The organism is Nitrosospira sp. Nsp2 (assembly GCF_003050965.1).
Classification (GTDB): Bacteria; Pseudomonadota; Gammaproteobacteria; order Burkholderiales; family Nitrosomonadaceae; genus Nitrosospira.
Genome location: NZ_QAOU01000002.1, coordinates 451303 through 465324, shown reverse-complemented (window position 1 = coordinate 465324; position 14022 = coordinate 451303). Strand labels below are relative to the sequence as shown.

The 14022-nt window shown below is 59.3% G+C and carries 14 protein-coding genes; 13 read left to right on the top strand and 1 reads right to left on the bottom strand.

Annotated features, from left to right (window positions below; genetic code table 11):
* Nucleotides 1–184 precede the first annotated feature (184 nt).
* The 7 genes from C8R31_RS06325 (at nucleotide 185) to C8R31_RS06295 (ending at nucleotide 6306) form a co-directional block, all read left to right on the top strand.
* On the top strand, nucleotides 185–1339 hold the full coding sequence (locus C8R31_RS06325; protein WP_107693197.1) for a flagellin: 1155 nt from the start codon (nucleotides 185–187) through the stop codon (nucleotides 1337–1339).
* Nucleotides 1340–1442: 103 nt separating this feature from the next.
* Entirely contained in the window at nucleotides 1443–1787 is a 345-nt protein-coding gene (locus C8R31_RS06320) for a flagellar protein FlaG (protein ID WP_107693196.1), read from the top strand.
* A 129-nt stretch (nucleotides 1788–1916) separates the two neighbouring features.
* A complete protein-coding gene (gene fliD, locus C8R31_RS06315; RefSeq protein WP_107693195.1) occupies nucleotides 1917–3926 on the top strand; it encodes a flagellar filament capping protein FliD in 2010 nt (669 codons plus the stop codon).
* Between the two features lie 15 nt (nucleotides 3927–3941).
* Nucleotides 3942–4406: a flagellar export chaperone FliS gene (fliS, locus tag C8R31_RS06310; RefSeq protein ID WP_107693194.1), complete on the top strand. Its 465-nt coding sequence runs from the start codon at nucleotides 3942–3944 to the stop codon at nucleotides 4404–4406.
* Entirely contained in the window at nucleotides 4403–4747 is a 345-nt protein-coding gene (locus tag C8R31_RS06305) for a flagellar protein FliT (RefSeq protein WP_107693193.1), read from the top strand. The genes fliS and C8R31_RS06305 overlap by 4 nt, the downstream gene beginning before the upstream one ends.
* Before the next feature lie 187 nt (nucleotides 4748–4934).
* Nucleotides 4935–6005, top strand: coding sequence for a flagellar hook-length control protein FliK (locus C8R31_RS06300; protein ID WP_146164567.1), 1071 nt, complete (start codon nucleotides 4935–4937; stop codon nucleotides 6003–6005).
* Nucleotides 5983–6306: an EscU/YscU/HrcU family type III secretion system export apparatus switch protein gene (locus tag C8R31_RS06295; RefSeq protein WP_107693191.1), complete on the top strand. Its 324-nt coding sequence runs from the start codon at nucleotides 5983–5985 to the stop codon at nucleotides 6304–6306. Before C8R31_RS06300 ends, C8R31_RS06295 begins: the two co-directional genes overlap by 23 nt.
* A gap of 180 nt (nucleotides 6307–6486) precedes the next feature.
* Here C8R31_RS06295 and fliE read toward each other — a convergent pair whose 3' ends face one another.
* Nucleotides 6487–6825 (bottom strand): flagellar hook-basal body complex protein FliE, encoded by a 339-nt coding sequence (gene fliE, locus C8R31_RS06290; RefSeq protein WP_107693190.1) that lies wholly within the window; start codon nucleotides 6823–6825, stop codon nucleotides 6487–6489.
* Nucleotides 6826–7042: 217 nt separating this feature from the next.
* On the opposite strand from fliE, the gene fliF reads away from it, so the two are divergent.
* The 6 genes from fliF to C8R31_RS06260 all read left to right on the top strand — a co-directional run bounded on the left by fliF (nucleotide 7043) and on the right by C8R31_RS06260 (nucleotide 14010).
* Nucleotides 7043–8749, top strand: a complete 1707-nt coding sequence (gene fliF / locus C8R31_RS06285) for a flagellar basal-body MS-ring/collar protein FliF (RefSeq protein ID WP_107693189.1) — start codon at nucleotides 7043–7045, stop codon at nucleotides 8747–8749.
* A complete protein-coding gene (fliG, locus tag C8R31_RS06280) occupies nucleotides 8742–9740 on the top strand; it encodes a flagellar motor switch protein FliG (RefSeq protein WP_107693188.1) in 999 nt (332 codons plus the stop codon). The genes fliF and fliG overlap by 8 nt, the downstream gene beginning before the upstream one ends.
* Nucleotides 9741–9786: 46 nt before the next feature.
* Nucleotides 9787–10500 (top strand): flagellar assembly protein FliH, encoded by a 714-nt coding sequence (locus C8R31_RS06275; RefSeq protein ID WP_107693187.1) that lies wholly within the window; start codon nucleotides 9787–9789, stop codon nucleotides 10498–10500.
* Entirely contained in the window at nucleotides 10478–11914 is a 1437-nt protein-coding gene (gene fliI / locus C8R31_RS06270; RefSeq protein ID WP_375136118.1) for a flagellar protein export ATPase FliI, read from the top strand. Before C8R31_RS06275 ends, fliI begins: the two co-directional genes overlap by 23 nt.
* Before the next feature lie 13 nt (nucleotides 11915–11927).
* Entirely contained in the window at nucleotides 11928–12374 is a 447-nt protein-coding gene (gene fliJ, locus C8R31_RS06265; protein ID WP_107693185.1) for a flagellar export protein FliJ, read from the top strand.
* 121 nt (nucleotides 12375–12495) lie between these two features.
* Nucleotides 12496–14010 carry a flagellar hook-length control protein FliK gene (locus tag C8R31_RS06260; RefSeq protein WP_107693184.1) on the top strand — a complete coding sequence of 505 codons (1515 nt, stop codon included), beginning with the start codon at nucleotides 12496–12498 and terminating at the stop codon, nucleotides 14008–14010.
* Nucleotides 14011–14022 lie beyond the last annotated feature (12 nt).

The following is a 14022-nucleotide window of genomic DNA, read 5'->3' as shown; positions in this document are numbered from 1 at the left end:
TCTCCCTGCAACCAACCTGGGGGAGGGCGGGTATTGCCAAAAAAACTTGACTAACTATTAAATTTGTTTACCACGGCACCGTTATTAGTTTCAACAGCGGTTGATCAGCCTTCATAAACGGGGCGGACCAAAGTTGAATCGAGACGGTTTAACCCAATAAAACATTAGTCAAGGAGATCCTCAAATGGCTGCAATCATCAATACCAACGTCATTTCGTTGAACGCGCAACGCAATCTTAACAGTTCACAAAATTCGCTCGCCACCACATTGCAACGCCTGTCCTCCGGCTTGCGCATCAACAGCGCCAAGGACGACGCCGCCGGGCTGGCGATTTCAGAACGCATGACTTCCCAGATCCGCGGCCTTAACCAGGCTGCGCGCAACGCCAACGACGGCATATCGATGTCGCAAACCGCCGAGGGCGCGCTGAGCGAGGTCGGCAACAACCTGCAGCGTATCCGCGAACTGGCGGTTCAATCTCGCAACGCGAGCAACAGCGCCAGCGACCGCACCGCGCTCAACAACGAAGTACAGCAGGTCATCGCTGAAATCGACCGGGTAGCGTCCACCACCGCGTTTAACGGCATCAAACTGCTGGATGGCACTTTCACCAACCAGTCATTCCAGGTCGGCGCGAATGTAGGCGAGACGATCGACATCACCAGCCTGGTTGACGCGCAAAGCTCGTCCATGGGTTCGACCACCAGCACAACCGCGAACGTCACGGGCGCCGTGCCGGCATCCGGGGCCATCACCGCTGGCGATCTGACGATCAATGGCACCAGCGTCGGTGCGATTACTGCCGGCGGTAGTGCCATAGCACAGGGCGCGAATATCGCGGCCGCAATCAATTCCGTCGCGAATACTACGGGCGTAACTGCCACAGCAGATGCTGCCACCGGCGCGGTTTCACTCACTAACATTTCGGGCACCAATACCACGATCGGTTTAAGCGGCACCGCTACTTTGGCGAGCACCGGTTTCACAGCTGCCACCACGACGGCAGCCACCGCCACTGTCAGCGGTTTTGCGGGCGTCGACATCAGCAGCAAGTGGGGCGCGGATGTGGCCATCGCCTCCATGGATTCGGCGATGAGCGCGCTTAATGCCGCTCGCGCGGACTTGGGTGCATATCAGAACCGTTTCTCCTCGGCCATTTCGAACTTGCAAACCACGGCGGAGAATCTGACGGCTTCCCGCAGCCGCATCGTCGACGCCGATTTCGCGGCTGAAACCGCGACACTTTCCCGCAACCAGGTGCTGCAACAGGCGGGAACGGCGATGCTGGCACAGGCCAATGCCCTTCCGCAAAGCGTGTTGTCGCTGCTGCGCGGATAAGGGAACGGGGGTACGCCGGCTTCGGCTGACGGCTTTAAATTGAAGGGATGGGAATCCGAAGCGTGCTTCGGGTTCCCGCTGTACTTGGTCAAGGAAATCCGCAATGGGAATCGAACAGCTCGCAGCGGTAAACCTAGCGGTCATGGGGGTAAAGCCCGCCTCAACCGCAACGGTAAGTGCCGGCCCGGCCCGGCAACCAGAGCAAGCGCAAAACCGGGAGGAGCCGGGAGTGGCGGCTGCCGCGGCCGCAGCCGCGACACCGGTTGTCGCGCAGGCGGAAGCAAATTCGATGGAATTCAGCCTGGATTCAGACAGTGGCAGGGTGGTGGTCAAGATCATAGATAGCGCAACCCAGGAAGTGGTGAGGCAGATTCCCATGGAGGAGATGCTTGACCTGGCCAAAGCGCTCGACAAGTTTCAAGGGTTGCTTTTACATACGAAGGCGTAGGCCTTTGAAGAAGTTCCTCCGCCGAATCGGCGTGGAACTTCTTCAAAGGCAGTTTCGCAGTGAGCGCAGTGCCTGATCCGGTTCTGCGCTTGGCAGGAAGTAAATGAATTACGGGACGGGAGACAGACAATGGCGATCACCGCAGCCGGCGCAGGCTCGAATCTGGATGTGAACGGAATAGTAACTCAGCTGATGGCAGTTGAACGCCAGCCGCTCGCTCTCCTGCAACGGCGTGAAGCAGATTACCAGGCGAAGCTTTCGGCTTTCGGCACACTGAAAGGCGCTTTATCCGCCTTTCAGACCTCGATGCAAGGGTTCGCCGACGCCGGCAAATTTCAGTCGATTACCGCAGGTGCCGCCGATACTTCGATTCTGACTGCGACGGCTAATGGCGGTGGGAAGGCGGGCGCCGGCAGCTACGCCGTGGAAGTACAGCAGCTCGCGCAACAGCAAAAAATCCGCTCGGAAGGGTTTGCCAGTCCCTTAAGCGCGGTTGGCAGCGGCACGCTGACTATCCAGTATGGGGATTACGATAGCGGCCTGAACGCTTTTACCCTGAACAGCGCAAAGCCGGCACAGACGATCGTCATTGATCCCTCCAACAATACGCTTTCCGGCGTACGCGACGCTATCAATGGAGCCAATATCGGCGTCAGCGCAACGATCATCAACGATGGCACCAGCAATAAACTGGTACTGACATCCAAGGATAGTGGAGAAGCGAGCAGCCTGAAGATAACCGTCGCAGATGATGACGGCAGTAATGGCGATGCAGCCGGCCTGTCGCAGCTTGCGTACGATCCGGCTGCCGGCGCAGGTGCGGGCAAAAACCTGACCCAGGTGCAGGCCACGCAGGACGCCAAGCTCCGAATTGATGGAATCGATATTGCCAAGCCATCCAACACTATTAATGATGCGATCGAGGGCCTGACGCTCAATCTGCTCAAAAGCAATATCGGCAGCCCGACCACATTGACGGTGGGCCGTGATACTGCAGGTGTGAAGGGAACGGTGGAGGCGTTCGTCAAGGCGGTGAATACCGTGAACCAGGCACTATCGGATCTCAGTGCGTATAACTCAACGTCCAAGAAGGGTGCGATTTTGCAGGGCGATTCCGCGACGATGTCGATTCAACGCGGGATACGCGCCGCGTTGACGGCAGAGGTAGGCACCGCGGGCAACTTCACCTCGCTCTCGGATATCGGCGTTGCTTTCCAGAAGGATGGCACGCTGGCGCTCGATGCGACCAAGCTGCAAAAGGCTCTGGATTCCGGTTTCGACGGTATCGCGGGGTTGTTCACGATGGGCGCGAAATCCTCGGATAGCCTGATCACGTATAACGGCGCCACCGACAAGACAGCAGCCGGAAATTATGCCGTTGCAGTTACACAGCTGGCAACGCGGGCCAGTCTTACCGGAAGCCAGGCGGCGGGGCTGACGATCACAGCCGGGGTCAACGATCAGTTGAATGCCAACATTGATGGAGTAGCGGCCAGTATTACCCTGGCGGCGGGGACCTACCCCTCCGCGGATGCGCTTGCGGCGGAGGTGCAAAGCAAGCTGATTGGCTCGGCTGGCCTTGCGGCAGAGGGGGTTTCGGTAGCGGTTTCCCAGGCTGCCGGCGTACTCAGTATTACTTCGGCCCGCTACGGTTCCGCATCGGGCATTACGCTCGCAGGCGGGAATGGCTCAGCCAATTTGTTTGGGGGTAGTCCGATAGCCGCCCCGGGGCTTGACGTGGCCGGTTCCATCGATGGCGTAGCTGCCACGGGAACCGGACAGGTTCTCTCGGCTGCGGCCGGGGCAGTCACGGAAGGTCTTCGCCTGACAGTCAACGGCGGTGCGCTCGGCGCCCGCGGGACAGTTGAGTTCTCCCGCGGCTATGCGGAACGCTTAAGCACGCTCGCAGGCGATTTACTTGCCACGGATGGCGTTATCGCCAGCCGGGTCGATGGGCTCAACGCCAGTATCAAGGACATCGACCGCCGCCAGGACAATTTTAACAGCCGCCTGAGCATGGTCGAGGCGCGTTACCGCGCGCAGTTCACCGCGCTGGACACCATGCTTAGCAGCTTGAGCCAGACCAGCCAGTTTCTCCAGCAGCAACTGGCCACTCTGCCGAGTCTCAACCAGAACTAATCAAGGAGTCACCGTATGTATACAGCATCCCGTCAGGGCATCAACGCTTATGCTCGCGTTGGTCTTGAGACCGGTGTAATCGCCGCTTCCCCCCACAGGCTTATCCTCATGCTGTTCGAGGGGGCCCGCATCGCGCTGTCTTCCGCTCTTGTCCATATGAGAAGCGGAGAAACCGTTGCCAAGGGAGAGTCCATTTCCAAGGCCATATCCATAATCACGTCGGGTTTACAGGCGAGCCTGGATATCGAGGCCGGAGGCGAGCTGGCGCAGCATTTAAATGCGCTCTATGACTACATGAGTCGCCGCCTGCTGCTTGCCAATCTCCATAACAAGCCAGAATACGTGGAGGAAGTCGCCCGTCTGCTAGCCGAATTGAACGATGCATGGGCAGCCATCGGCACATCCAATGGGGGTGAGCAGGCATCGGTCGCCGCAGGTCCGGTTCCCGAGCCCGCGGGCTCGAAAGGTGCAAGGGCATGATCATGACCAGCCTGCAAGCCATTGCCGCGTTCCAATCTATTTCGACCTTTACCGGAGAGATGACTGAAGCCGCACGGGCCGGTGAATGGGACAGACTGGCCGCGCTCGAACGCCGCTGCGCCGCCGTGGTGGCAACGTTGAAAGCGGCGCCACCCATTCAACTTTCGCCCGAAATGCAACGTCAGAAGGTCGAGTTGATTCAGAAGATACTGGCTGACGATGCCGAGATACGGAGACATACGGAGCCCTGGATGAAAAAAGTGCAAACGTTCCTCGGCAGCGCCGGAATGACCCGCCGTTTGCGCCAGGCGTATGATCCCGGCACGTTGGGTAGCGTCTAGCTCCCTCGCTTTGCAGCAGGGATGTAACGAATCGCGGCACTCCCCGGGATGGGGAAGAGGCGCGACCGATCATCTTTCATTAGATCGATAACCGCCGGCAGGAAGTCTCCCCTTCGAGAAATCCGCCTGCCTCAGGCCCACGTTGACCGAGGCCAGGCAGCACATAAAAGACAAGAGATCCAGAGAATTGGATACATCTGCGCCGACCGCGCTAAACGCGATTACTGCAATCCAGCCTGGCAAGGCGTTGGTCCACCGGGATGCCGGCGAGGCTTTTTTTGCAGAACTGACGCCGGGTCATCGGTTGCGGGCAACGGTACAGAACCTTCTGCCCAATGGCGAATTTGTGGTGATGCTGGGCGCTTTTGCTGGAAGGGATGGGCACGAGGTGCAGGTGAAACTTCCCGCCGGTTTTCGCCCCGGCGACATGATCAACCTGATCTTTGTTTCTCGCGAGCCGCGGCCGGCTTTCATGCTGGCGCCCGACGTTCCGCAACCCGCGGGTAATTCAGCGTCGTTAAGCGGGACCGGCCGCTTCATCCACGATCTGATGCAACACCCGCCGCTTCCAGGCAGTTCAACCGCTTTGTCGAGCACCGTTCCGCTGCTGGCAGCTCCACCTGGCGATGCGGCCCAGCTATTGCAACTGGCGCAAGGGCTGGCGCGCGCTATGGCACGCAGCGGCCTCTTCTACGAATCACACCAGGCGCAATGGATCACGGGGAAAAGGCCGCTGGCGGAATTGATGCTTGAGCCTCAGGCACGGCTTGCCCCTCTGCCTGAGCTGCCCTTCGCCAGCAATGGGTCGCCGTTATCGGTGGAAGCGCGCGATCCTTCCGCCAGCCAGAAGGATTCCGTGCGTCTACCGGGTGTTCACCCGGAGGCCGTGGCTTTGGTACGCCAGCAGCTGGAAGTTTTCGAGACCCATCATATCGGCTGGCAAGGGGAGTTATGGCCAGGCCAGCGCCTCGCGTGGGAGGCAGTCGAGGAAAAGCCGGGAGAATCGGGCGAACGCGATCCGGGTTCCGGTCCTGTCTGGAAAACCCGGCTGAACCTGTCCCTGCCGAACCTGGGACCCATCACAGCCAGCTTGCGACTGGATTCAGGCGGAGTAGACGTGCAGCTTACCGTGAAAGAGCCGGGAACTGCATCAATCATGCGAACTGGGGCCGTGCCGCTGATGCACGGGCTGGAATCCGCCGGCCTCAGACTCGTAAGCATGGGAGTCGACGTGGATGACAAAACACCATCCGCCTGAAATTGCCGTCGCGCTGGCCTACCGCACCGGCGAGTCCGCCCCGCAAGTGGTCGCCAAGGGACGCGGGCTGATTGCGGAAACCATCATCAGCGAGGCGCGAAGCCATGGCGTTTACGTGCACCAATCGCCGGAACTCGTATCCCTGTTGATGCAAGTGGATCTCGATCAGCATATTCCGCCGCAACTCTACCAGGCGATCGCGGAATTGCTCGCATGGTTGTATAAAATGGAAACCAGCGGGGATACGCTGCTTTCCCCACACGATCAGCGGGCCGGCATTCCATTCTATCCGCGGCTCTAATCGGGGTTTGCCCGTTCCGCCCATCTTCCCGCTACCTGAGTGACCTCAATGTTTACGGAGATTTCGCCACTGGCATTCTGCCGGGATGTATAAGGAAAAGAGGTTTTCGCTTCAGCAGGACGCGAGGTCGGCGTGGTCCATACCTATACCAAGAGGAAGAGGGATGATGCCAGTTGCCGGTCAGACCGGCATATTCATGATGTCCTGATACGCCGTGACCAGTTTATTACGCACCTGCACAGTATATTGAAAAGATATCGAGGCCTTTTGCAGTGAAATCATCGCATCGGTCAGGTTGGCCTCCGGCGCGCCCAGCTCAAATTCGCGTCCAAGCCTGGCGGCATGCTGCTGCGCATTATTCACCTGATCCAGCGACCGTTTGAGGACTGCGCTGAAATCGACCCCAGCTTCACCCTGATTTTCCTGCAGGCCTGTCGAGGTGCCTGGCGCTTTGCCCGCGGCGAGGGCCGCGCCTGTTCTCAACTGGGCAAGCATCGAATCGATTTTCGATATTTCCATGCGCTCTTATCTATTATTTTTTGGGAGGCATGCAAGATAACATCGAGCAGCGGTGAGCTGATTGCGGAAAAGGGTAAAAAACCCGTTTCTTTTCGCGGCATTGAACTGATGGCGCGGGACGATAATGCCGCGTATCAGCCAGGATGCCGAGCCAACCTTATATGACACACAACTGCCACCACGTCGAGATCCAAAATGAAGCCACGGCGGGCACCTCATGGCGGTAGTCGCGGAAGCGGTCACCGCAAGTAGTGTCCAGGGTCAGGTTCAGAGTTTCCTGGCCCGGATGTCCAGCCAGCAGAAGATGGGGCTGATGCTGGCGGTTTCCGCGATCGTGGCGCTGCTGGCGGGTGGCTGGCTGTGGACGCAGGCGCCTGAGTACAAGGTTCTGTTCAGTAACATATCCGATCGCGACGGAGGGGCAATCATCGCATCCCTCCAGCAAATGAACGTTCCTTACAAATTCGCCGACGGCGGCGGTGCGATCCTGGTGCCGGCCAATGAGGTACACGATATTCGTCTCAAGCTCGCATCGCAAGGCCTGCCCAAGGGAGGACTGGTGGGTTTCGAGCTGATGGAGACCCAGAAGTTCGGGACCAGCCAATTCCTTGAACAGGTTAATTTTCAGAGGGCGCTCGAAGGAGAACTTGCCCGGTCGATTCAGGCGCTGGCCGCTGTCAGCAGCGCTCGGGTTCATCTGGCCATTCCCAAGCAGTCTGTGTTTGTACGCGAACAGCAGCGTCCAAGCGCATCCGTGCTGGTGAACCTCTATCCGGGACGCGCGCTCGAGCCGCAGCAGGTGAATTCGGTCATTCATCTGATATCAAGCAGTGTTCCCAATCTCCCCCTGAAAAATGTCACGGTAGTGGATCAGCACGGCGAGCTGTTAAGCAAGATTGATGACTCAAGCGCGAATACGGGCCTTGACCCGAGCCAGCTGAAGTACGTGCAGGCCCTGGAGCAGAGTTATATCAAACGTATCGAGACGATTCTGATTCCGATCGTGGGGCAGGAGAATGTACGCGCCCAGGTTGCCGCGGATGTCGACTTCTCGCAATCAGAGCAAACGGACGAGATCTACAAGCCGAACCAGAACCCCAATGATTCAGCCGTGCGCAGCCAGCAAACGTCCGAATCCAGCAGTGTGGGCCAGACTGAGGGCGGGGTGCCGGGAGCCGTTTCAAATCAGCCGCCGGAGCCCGCAACCGCGCCGATCACTACCCAGCCGCCCCGCACGGTTCCGCCTCCCAATCCGAACGCGCCCCCTGGTCCGAACACGGCCCAGCCTCTGGTGGAAGCGCCGCCTCCCCCTCCGACGCCATCCACCAGCAACCGCAAGGATGCGACCACGAATTATGAAGTGGACAAGACCATCCAGCATATACGCAAGCCCGTGGGTGGAATAAAAAGGCTGTCGGTAGCGGTGGTGGTCAACTACCGCAAGGTTACGGACCAGACCGAGGGAGGCGGCAGCCAGCCGCTGACCGAGGCGGAAAAGACCCAGATCACTGACTTGGTGAAAGAGGCCATGGGGTACAACCGGGAGCGTGGCGATACCTTGAATGTCGTCAACAGCCCATTCACGGTTACCGGCCCGGAAGCCGTGCCGGAGTTGCCGTTATGGAAACAGCCGGAAATGATTGAGCTTGCCCAGCAGCTCGGGAAGTCGCTGCTTATTGGCGGCCTGGTTTTGTATCTGGTGCTGGGCGTGTTGCGCCCGTCCCTGAAGCGCATGAACCAGCCGCCCCCGCCGCTGCTTGCTGAGTCTGCCGACGATCAGGATGAGCCGCCGATGATGACTATGAAACCGAATCCGCAAATTTCCAAGCATGAGCAAAACCTGGCCGTGGCCCGGCAACTCGCGAAGGATGATCCCAAACTGGTGGCGAGTGTCGTGAAGCAATGGGTGGCCGGCCGTGAATGAGGAAGGCATTCATAAAAGCGCGGTTTTGCTTTTGTCGATAGGCGAGGAACAGGCGGTGCAAGTATTGAAGCACCTGAGTCAACTGGAAGTGCAGAAACTTGGCGCCGCGATGGCCAAAGTCAAAAACCTCAACGTGGGGCAGATCGATGCCGTACTCAGCGATTTTTGCAGCCGCGTGGTAGCGGAGCCGCTTTTTCTGGACCTGGATCCGGAAAGTTATGCGCGCACGGTACTTGAAAGAGCGTTGGGCGAAGACAAGTCCACCGACAACATCAGCCGTATTCTTGAAGGCCAGGATACGAGCGGCATCGAGGGACTCAAATGGGTGGATTCCCAATCCGTGGCGGAGCTCATCAAGGGAGAGCACCCGCAGATAATCGCGACCATCCTGGTGCATCTCGACCGTGCGCAGGCGAGCGATATTCTGGGCTTGCTTGCCGAGCAGTTGCGTAACGATGTGCTGCTGCGCATCGCCACGCTGGAAGGAATTCAACCATCGGCGCTGCGCGAGCTCAATACCGTGCTGACCGACCTGCTGTCCGGCAGCGAAAATATCAACAAAAGCTCCGTAGGGGGCATCCGGACAGCCGCGGAGATCATCAATTTCATGGGCAGCGCGGCTGAGACCGCTGTTCTGGATAATTTGCGCGAATTCGACGCGGAGCTGGCACAGAAAATAATGGACCAGATGATCGTGTTTGAAAACCTGATGGACATCGACGATCGCGGCATCCAGTTGCTGCTGCGCGAGATTCAATCCGACGCGCTGGTCATAGCGCTGAAGGGCGCGGCGTGGGAATTGCGCGAAAAAATATTCAAGAATATGTCGAAACGGGCGTCTGACATGATGCGTGAGGATCTGGAAGCCATGGGGCCGGTCAGGGTGAGTGAGGTCGAGGCCCAGCAGAAGCAGATCCTGCAGGTCGTCAGACGGCTTGCGGACGACGGCCAGCTCGTTTTTGGCGGCAAGAACGAAGAAAGTTATGTGTGAGTAATATTCGCGCTCCGATAAGGAAACCTCTCAAGGGATTGCCCGAATGAGATCGAAGGCCAGCCGCATTATCCCGAAAGGGCAGTTCTCCACTTATCGCCACTGGGAGATGGATGCCTTTGAGCAGCCGTTACCCGCGCCCGTGTCCCCATCTGCACCTACGCCCGACGACCGTCCGGGCGGGCAAGGCGAGGATGAGCACGTCCCGGCTCACGTCACCATGTCCCTGCCTACAGTTGACGAAATCGAACGAATGCATTTGCAGGCGCAGGACGAAGGATATGCGGCGGGATATGAGGCGGGCCGGGAGACGGGCTTGAAGGCGGGCAGGGAGCACGCCGAAGCCGAGGCCATGAAATTGCAAGCCCTGCTCCGCAGCTTCGATCAGGCTCTGGCTGATGCCGATCAGGCGATCGGCCACGATCTGCTTACGCTTGCCCTCACTCTTGCCAAGCAGATGGTGCGCGAGGCGCTACGGATCAAGCCCGAGCTGGTCTGCTCGATTGTGCGCGAATGCCTGCGGCAAGAGCCCGCGTTCAGTCAGCCGGCGCAACTCCTGCTGCATCCTGAAGATGCTGTGCTGGTGCGGGAGCATATGGGCCACGAGCTGAACGATTGCGGGATTTCGGTCGATCCCCAGTTGGAGCGGGGCGGGTGCCGGGTCAAGATCGGCAACGGTCATATCGACGCCGTGATGGCCACACGCTGGAATCTCATTGCCCGGGCATTGGGTCAGCATGATGACTGGCTGGAACGATAAGATGCAAGCGCCGACTCATGCCGAGCAGTGGCGCAGCTTTCTCGGAGGCTGCGGCGACTTGGCGGCGACTACCGCGCCCTTTCAGCTGTCAGGCAGCCTTACCCGGGTAACCGGACTGATCATGGAAGCATCAGGACTTCGCCTCGGGGTGGGTAACGGCTGCACGGTTCTGATGCCCGATGGCAAAAATGTAGAGGCAGAGGTGGTCGGGTTTCATGGCGACCGGCTTTATCTGATGCCGGCGAATGATGTGCGGGGACTGTCACCGGGAGCCAAGGTCATCCCGTGGGATCATGCCGGGGCGTCCCCTGTGCCTGGCGATTCCCGTCAGCGACGCCGCCGGGCTTCGGACCAGGTTAGAAGGTTTCCCGTGGGCGACGGGCTACTGGGCAGGGTAGTCGACGGAGCGGGCCGCCCGCTTGACGGTCTTGGCGCGCTAAAGGCGGAGCATTACGCCCCACTTACGAACCAGCCCATCAACCCGCTCGATCGCGCCCCGATCAGTCAGGTGCTGGATGTAGGCGTGCGCGCCATCAATGCGCTGCTCACCGTTGGAAGAGGTCAGCGCATGGGCCTGTTTGCCGGGTCCGGGGTGGGGAAAAGCGTCCTGCTGGGCATGATGGCGCGCTATACCAGCGCGGACGTGATCGTTGTCGGCCTGATTGGCGAGCGGGGTCGGGAGGTTAAGGATTTCATCGAGCAAATCCTGGGACCCGAAGGATTGGCTCGCTCGGTGGTAGTTGCTGCGCCGGCCGATACCCTGCCCCTGGTACGACTGCAGGGCGCTTCCTACGCGACATCCATTGCGGAATATTTTCGGGATCAGGGCAAGAATGTGCTGCTGATCATGGATTCCCTTACGCGCTACGCAATGGCGCAGCGCGAGATTGCGTTGGCCATCGGCGAACCCCCCGCCACAAAAGGATATCCACCGTCAGTGTTCGCCAGGTTGCCTCAGCTGGTCGAACGGGCAGGGAACGGCCTCAGCGGGAGCGGTTCCATCACTGCTTTCTACACGGTTTTGACTGAGGGGGATGATCAGCAGGATCCCATCGCGGACGCGGCCCGCGCGATCCTGGATGGACATGTGGTGCTTTCGCGCCAGCTGGCGGAAAGCGGCCATTACCCTGCCATCGATATTGAAGCTTCGATTAGCCGAGCCATGACGAGCCTTATCTCCCCGGAGTATTTCGAGCAGGTACGCGGCTTCAAGCAGCTCTATTCGCGTTATCAGCGCTCGCGCGACCTTATCAGTGTGGGCGCATATTCCCCGGGGAGCGATCCTTTGCTCGATCGCGCGATTGCGCTGTATCCCCAACTTGAATTGTTCCTGCAGCAGAGCATGCTGGAACGGGCAGGATATGCGGAGAGTGCCGCCAGACTGGGGGCATTGATCGCCCCCGGCGCCAATTGAGGCGTGACTGGATATGCAAAAAGCTTCCGCCCTGGAAACGTTGATCGAACTGGCGCAGACCCGTACCGACGATGCGGCCCGGCGGCTGGGCGCGCTAAATGCTACGGGCATGGACATGCGGGCAAAGCTGGCGCTGCTGATGCAGTATTCGGACGAGTACCGCGCGCGTTTTCAGACACTGGCACAGCAGGGCCTGGCAGGTTCGGATTTGCGCAACTATTACGAATTCCTCAACAAGCTGGATGACGCAATCGTTCAACAACGGGAAGCGCTGACGCTGATGCACAAACGTGTGGCTGCAGGCGAGACTGACTGGCGGTCGGCCAAACGCGTACTCAACTCATATGATACGCTGGCGCGTCGGCAGACGCGCGTGGAATCAGTGCGTGCCGCGAGACATGAACAGCGCGAAACGGACGAGCACAACGGCAATACTGTCGGTCGCAAGGACCGCAGCTAGGGCCCAATAGAATGAGCGCCGGAGATATCTCGTGACATCACTTTAGGATGACCCGTTTATGAAGCCCTTTGCCTTTTACTTACTAAAACCTGAGTTGCATATACGGGTTCGAGGATAAATCATGCTATATCCGACAATACTAGGTCCAACTGCTCCCGCCGTAGCAAAAAATGGCTCTCTGGCCATGGATCAGGCATCCGGCGGACAGGCGTCCGGAACGACCGGTTTCAGCAATCTGCTCGAAAAGGAAATGGACGCGCAACAAAATTTGCCCGGAAAAGCGACAGGAGCGTCTGGCGAACGGGCGGATGCTGCAAGCGAAGCCAATAAGGCTGGCGAAGCCGACAACGCCAACGGTCTCCCGGCGGGGGAACCTGATATTGGGAAAGATTTTTCCATTGGCAATGTAGAGACTCAAGCCCGGGGAAAAATGCCGTTGGGCGCTGGTGCCGCCAGTACGCAAGCCGACGCGTTGCCCCGTCGCGCTAACCGACCCGCCATGCTCCATCCGGATACCCGGTCGCCATCAGCCGCAGCCGAAACTCCAATTAAAGGACTCGCCGAAGCTCAAAGCAACGAGGGAGCGGTTGCTCGCGGGGTTTTCAAAACCGGAGATCCGGCGCATGCCCACACCCATATTGAAGCACATTCACGTGCTGACCAGCAGATCGATGACCCATCTGTTCTTCCGGGGGGCGCGCCACAGATCGAAATAGCGGCTTCCCCCCCACCGCGCCAGCCGAATGATATTACCGCTATAAATACGGAGCCGGGCGCTGGCGCAGTGGCGGCGGCCGTAGCGGCGGCAGTAGCGACAGATAAAGGACCGTTTGCCGCGAACGGGGGGAAGAAGGATCCTGCGATGGCCGCTGTCGATGGTATTCAGCAAAACCCCGGAAAATCCGCTGAAGCGCCGGGAGTATCAAGGGCGCTCGCTGGGCGCTCGGCCTTCGCGGGAGACAAGCCATTCAGGCTGGATTCAGGTGAGCGACAGGCCGATTTCCGCCAACTGGAACCGGGTGTGCAGTCGTCCACAATGGCTTTGCAAACCGAACCACTGCGGAAACCGCTGGATTTGTCGCAGCTGCCCCCAAATCCGTCCTTCACCCCAGTGGAGATTCCAGTGGGATCCCTGCCTGCCGAGGCAGGCCCCGCATCCGCGGCACCCGCTCCGGCGATCGGATTACCGGGCGATATTGCATCCCTGGAGCCTCGACTCGGCGCTGCCGGCTGGGACAATGCGTTGGGGCAGAAAGTGCTCTGGATGGTTTCCCAGCAGCAGCAGGTGGCGGAATTGAACCTCAACCCACCTGACCTGGGCCCCTTGCAGGTGGTTTTGTCTATTGACAAGGACGAAGCCAACGCAACGTTTGTCTCGCAGCACGCCGATGTTCGCCAGGCACTGGAAGCGGCGCTCCCCAGACTCAGGGAGATGATGGCGGAAAGCGGAATCACCTTAAACAGCGCGACTGTCAGCCATGAAGGCGCGCGGCAGCATAGCGGATTTGAACGGCAGGGCCGCCCCGGCGGAGGGCGCGGCGGCGGAGGCCATGACGCCCGGACGGATGCATTGGCTGGTACCAGCCGTATCGCGATCGAACCGGGAAGAAGCAGACTGGTGGATACGTTCGCATAGTGTCACCAGCGA

Bases quoted from the DNA above. Each gene is read 5' to 3' on its own strand.
- C8R31_RS06320 (WP_107693196.1), top strand. From the start codon at position 1,443: ATGGGAATCGAACAGCTCGCAGCGGTAAACCTAGCGGTCATGGGGGTA.
- C8R31_RS06275 (WP_107693187.1), top strand. From the start codon at position 9,787: ATGAGATCGAAGGCCAGCCGCATTATCCCGAAAGGGCAGTTCTCCACT.
- C8R31_RS06295 (WP_107693191.1), top strand. From the start codon at position 5,983: ATGACAAAACACCATCCGCCTGAAATTGCCGTCGCGCTGGCCTACCGC.
- fliJ (WP_107693185.1), top strand. From the start codon at position 11,928: ATGCAAAAAGCTTCCGCCCTGGAAACGTTGATCGAACTGGCGCAGACC.
- fliE (WP_107693190.1), bottom strand. From the start codon at position 6,825: ATGGAAATATCGAAAATCGATTCGATGCTTGCCCAGTTGAGAACAGGC.
- C8R31_RS06260 (WP_107693184.1), top strand. From the start codon at position 12,496: ATGCTATATCCGACAATACTAGGTCCAACTGCTCCCGCCGTAGCAAAA.
- fliF (WP_107693189.1), top strand. From the start codon at position 7,043: ATGGCGGTAGTCGCGGAAGCGGTCACCGCAAGTAGTGTCCAGGGTCAG.
- fliD (WP_107693195.1), top strand. From the start codon at position 1,917: ATGGCGATCACCGCAGCCGGCGCAGGCTCGAATCTGGATGTGAACGGA.
- fliI (WP_375136118.1), top strand. From the start codon at position 10,478: ATGATGACTGGCTGGAACGATAAGATGCAAGCGCCGACTCATGCCGAG.
- fliS (WP_107693194.1), top strand. From the start codon at position 3,942: ATGTATACAGCATCCCGTCAGGGCATCAACGCTTATGCTCGCGTTGGT.
- C8R31_RS06325 (WP_107693197.1), top strand. From the start codon at position 185: ATGGCTGCAATCATCAATACCAACGTCATTTCGTTGAACGCGCAACGC.
- C8R31_RS06305 (WP_107693193.1), top strand. From the start codon at position 4,403: ATGATCATGACCAGCCTGCAAGCCATTGCCGCGTTCCAATCTATTTCG.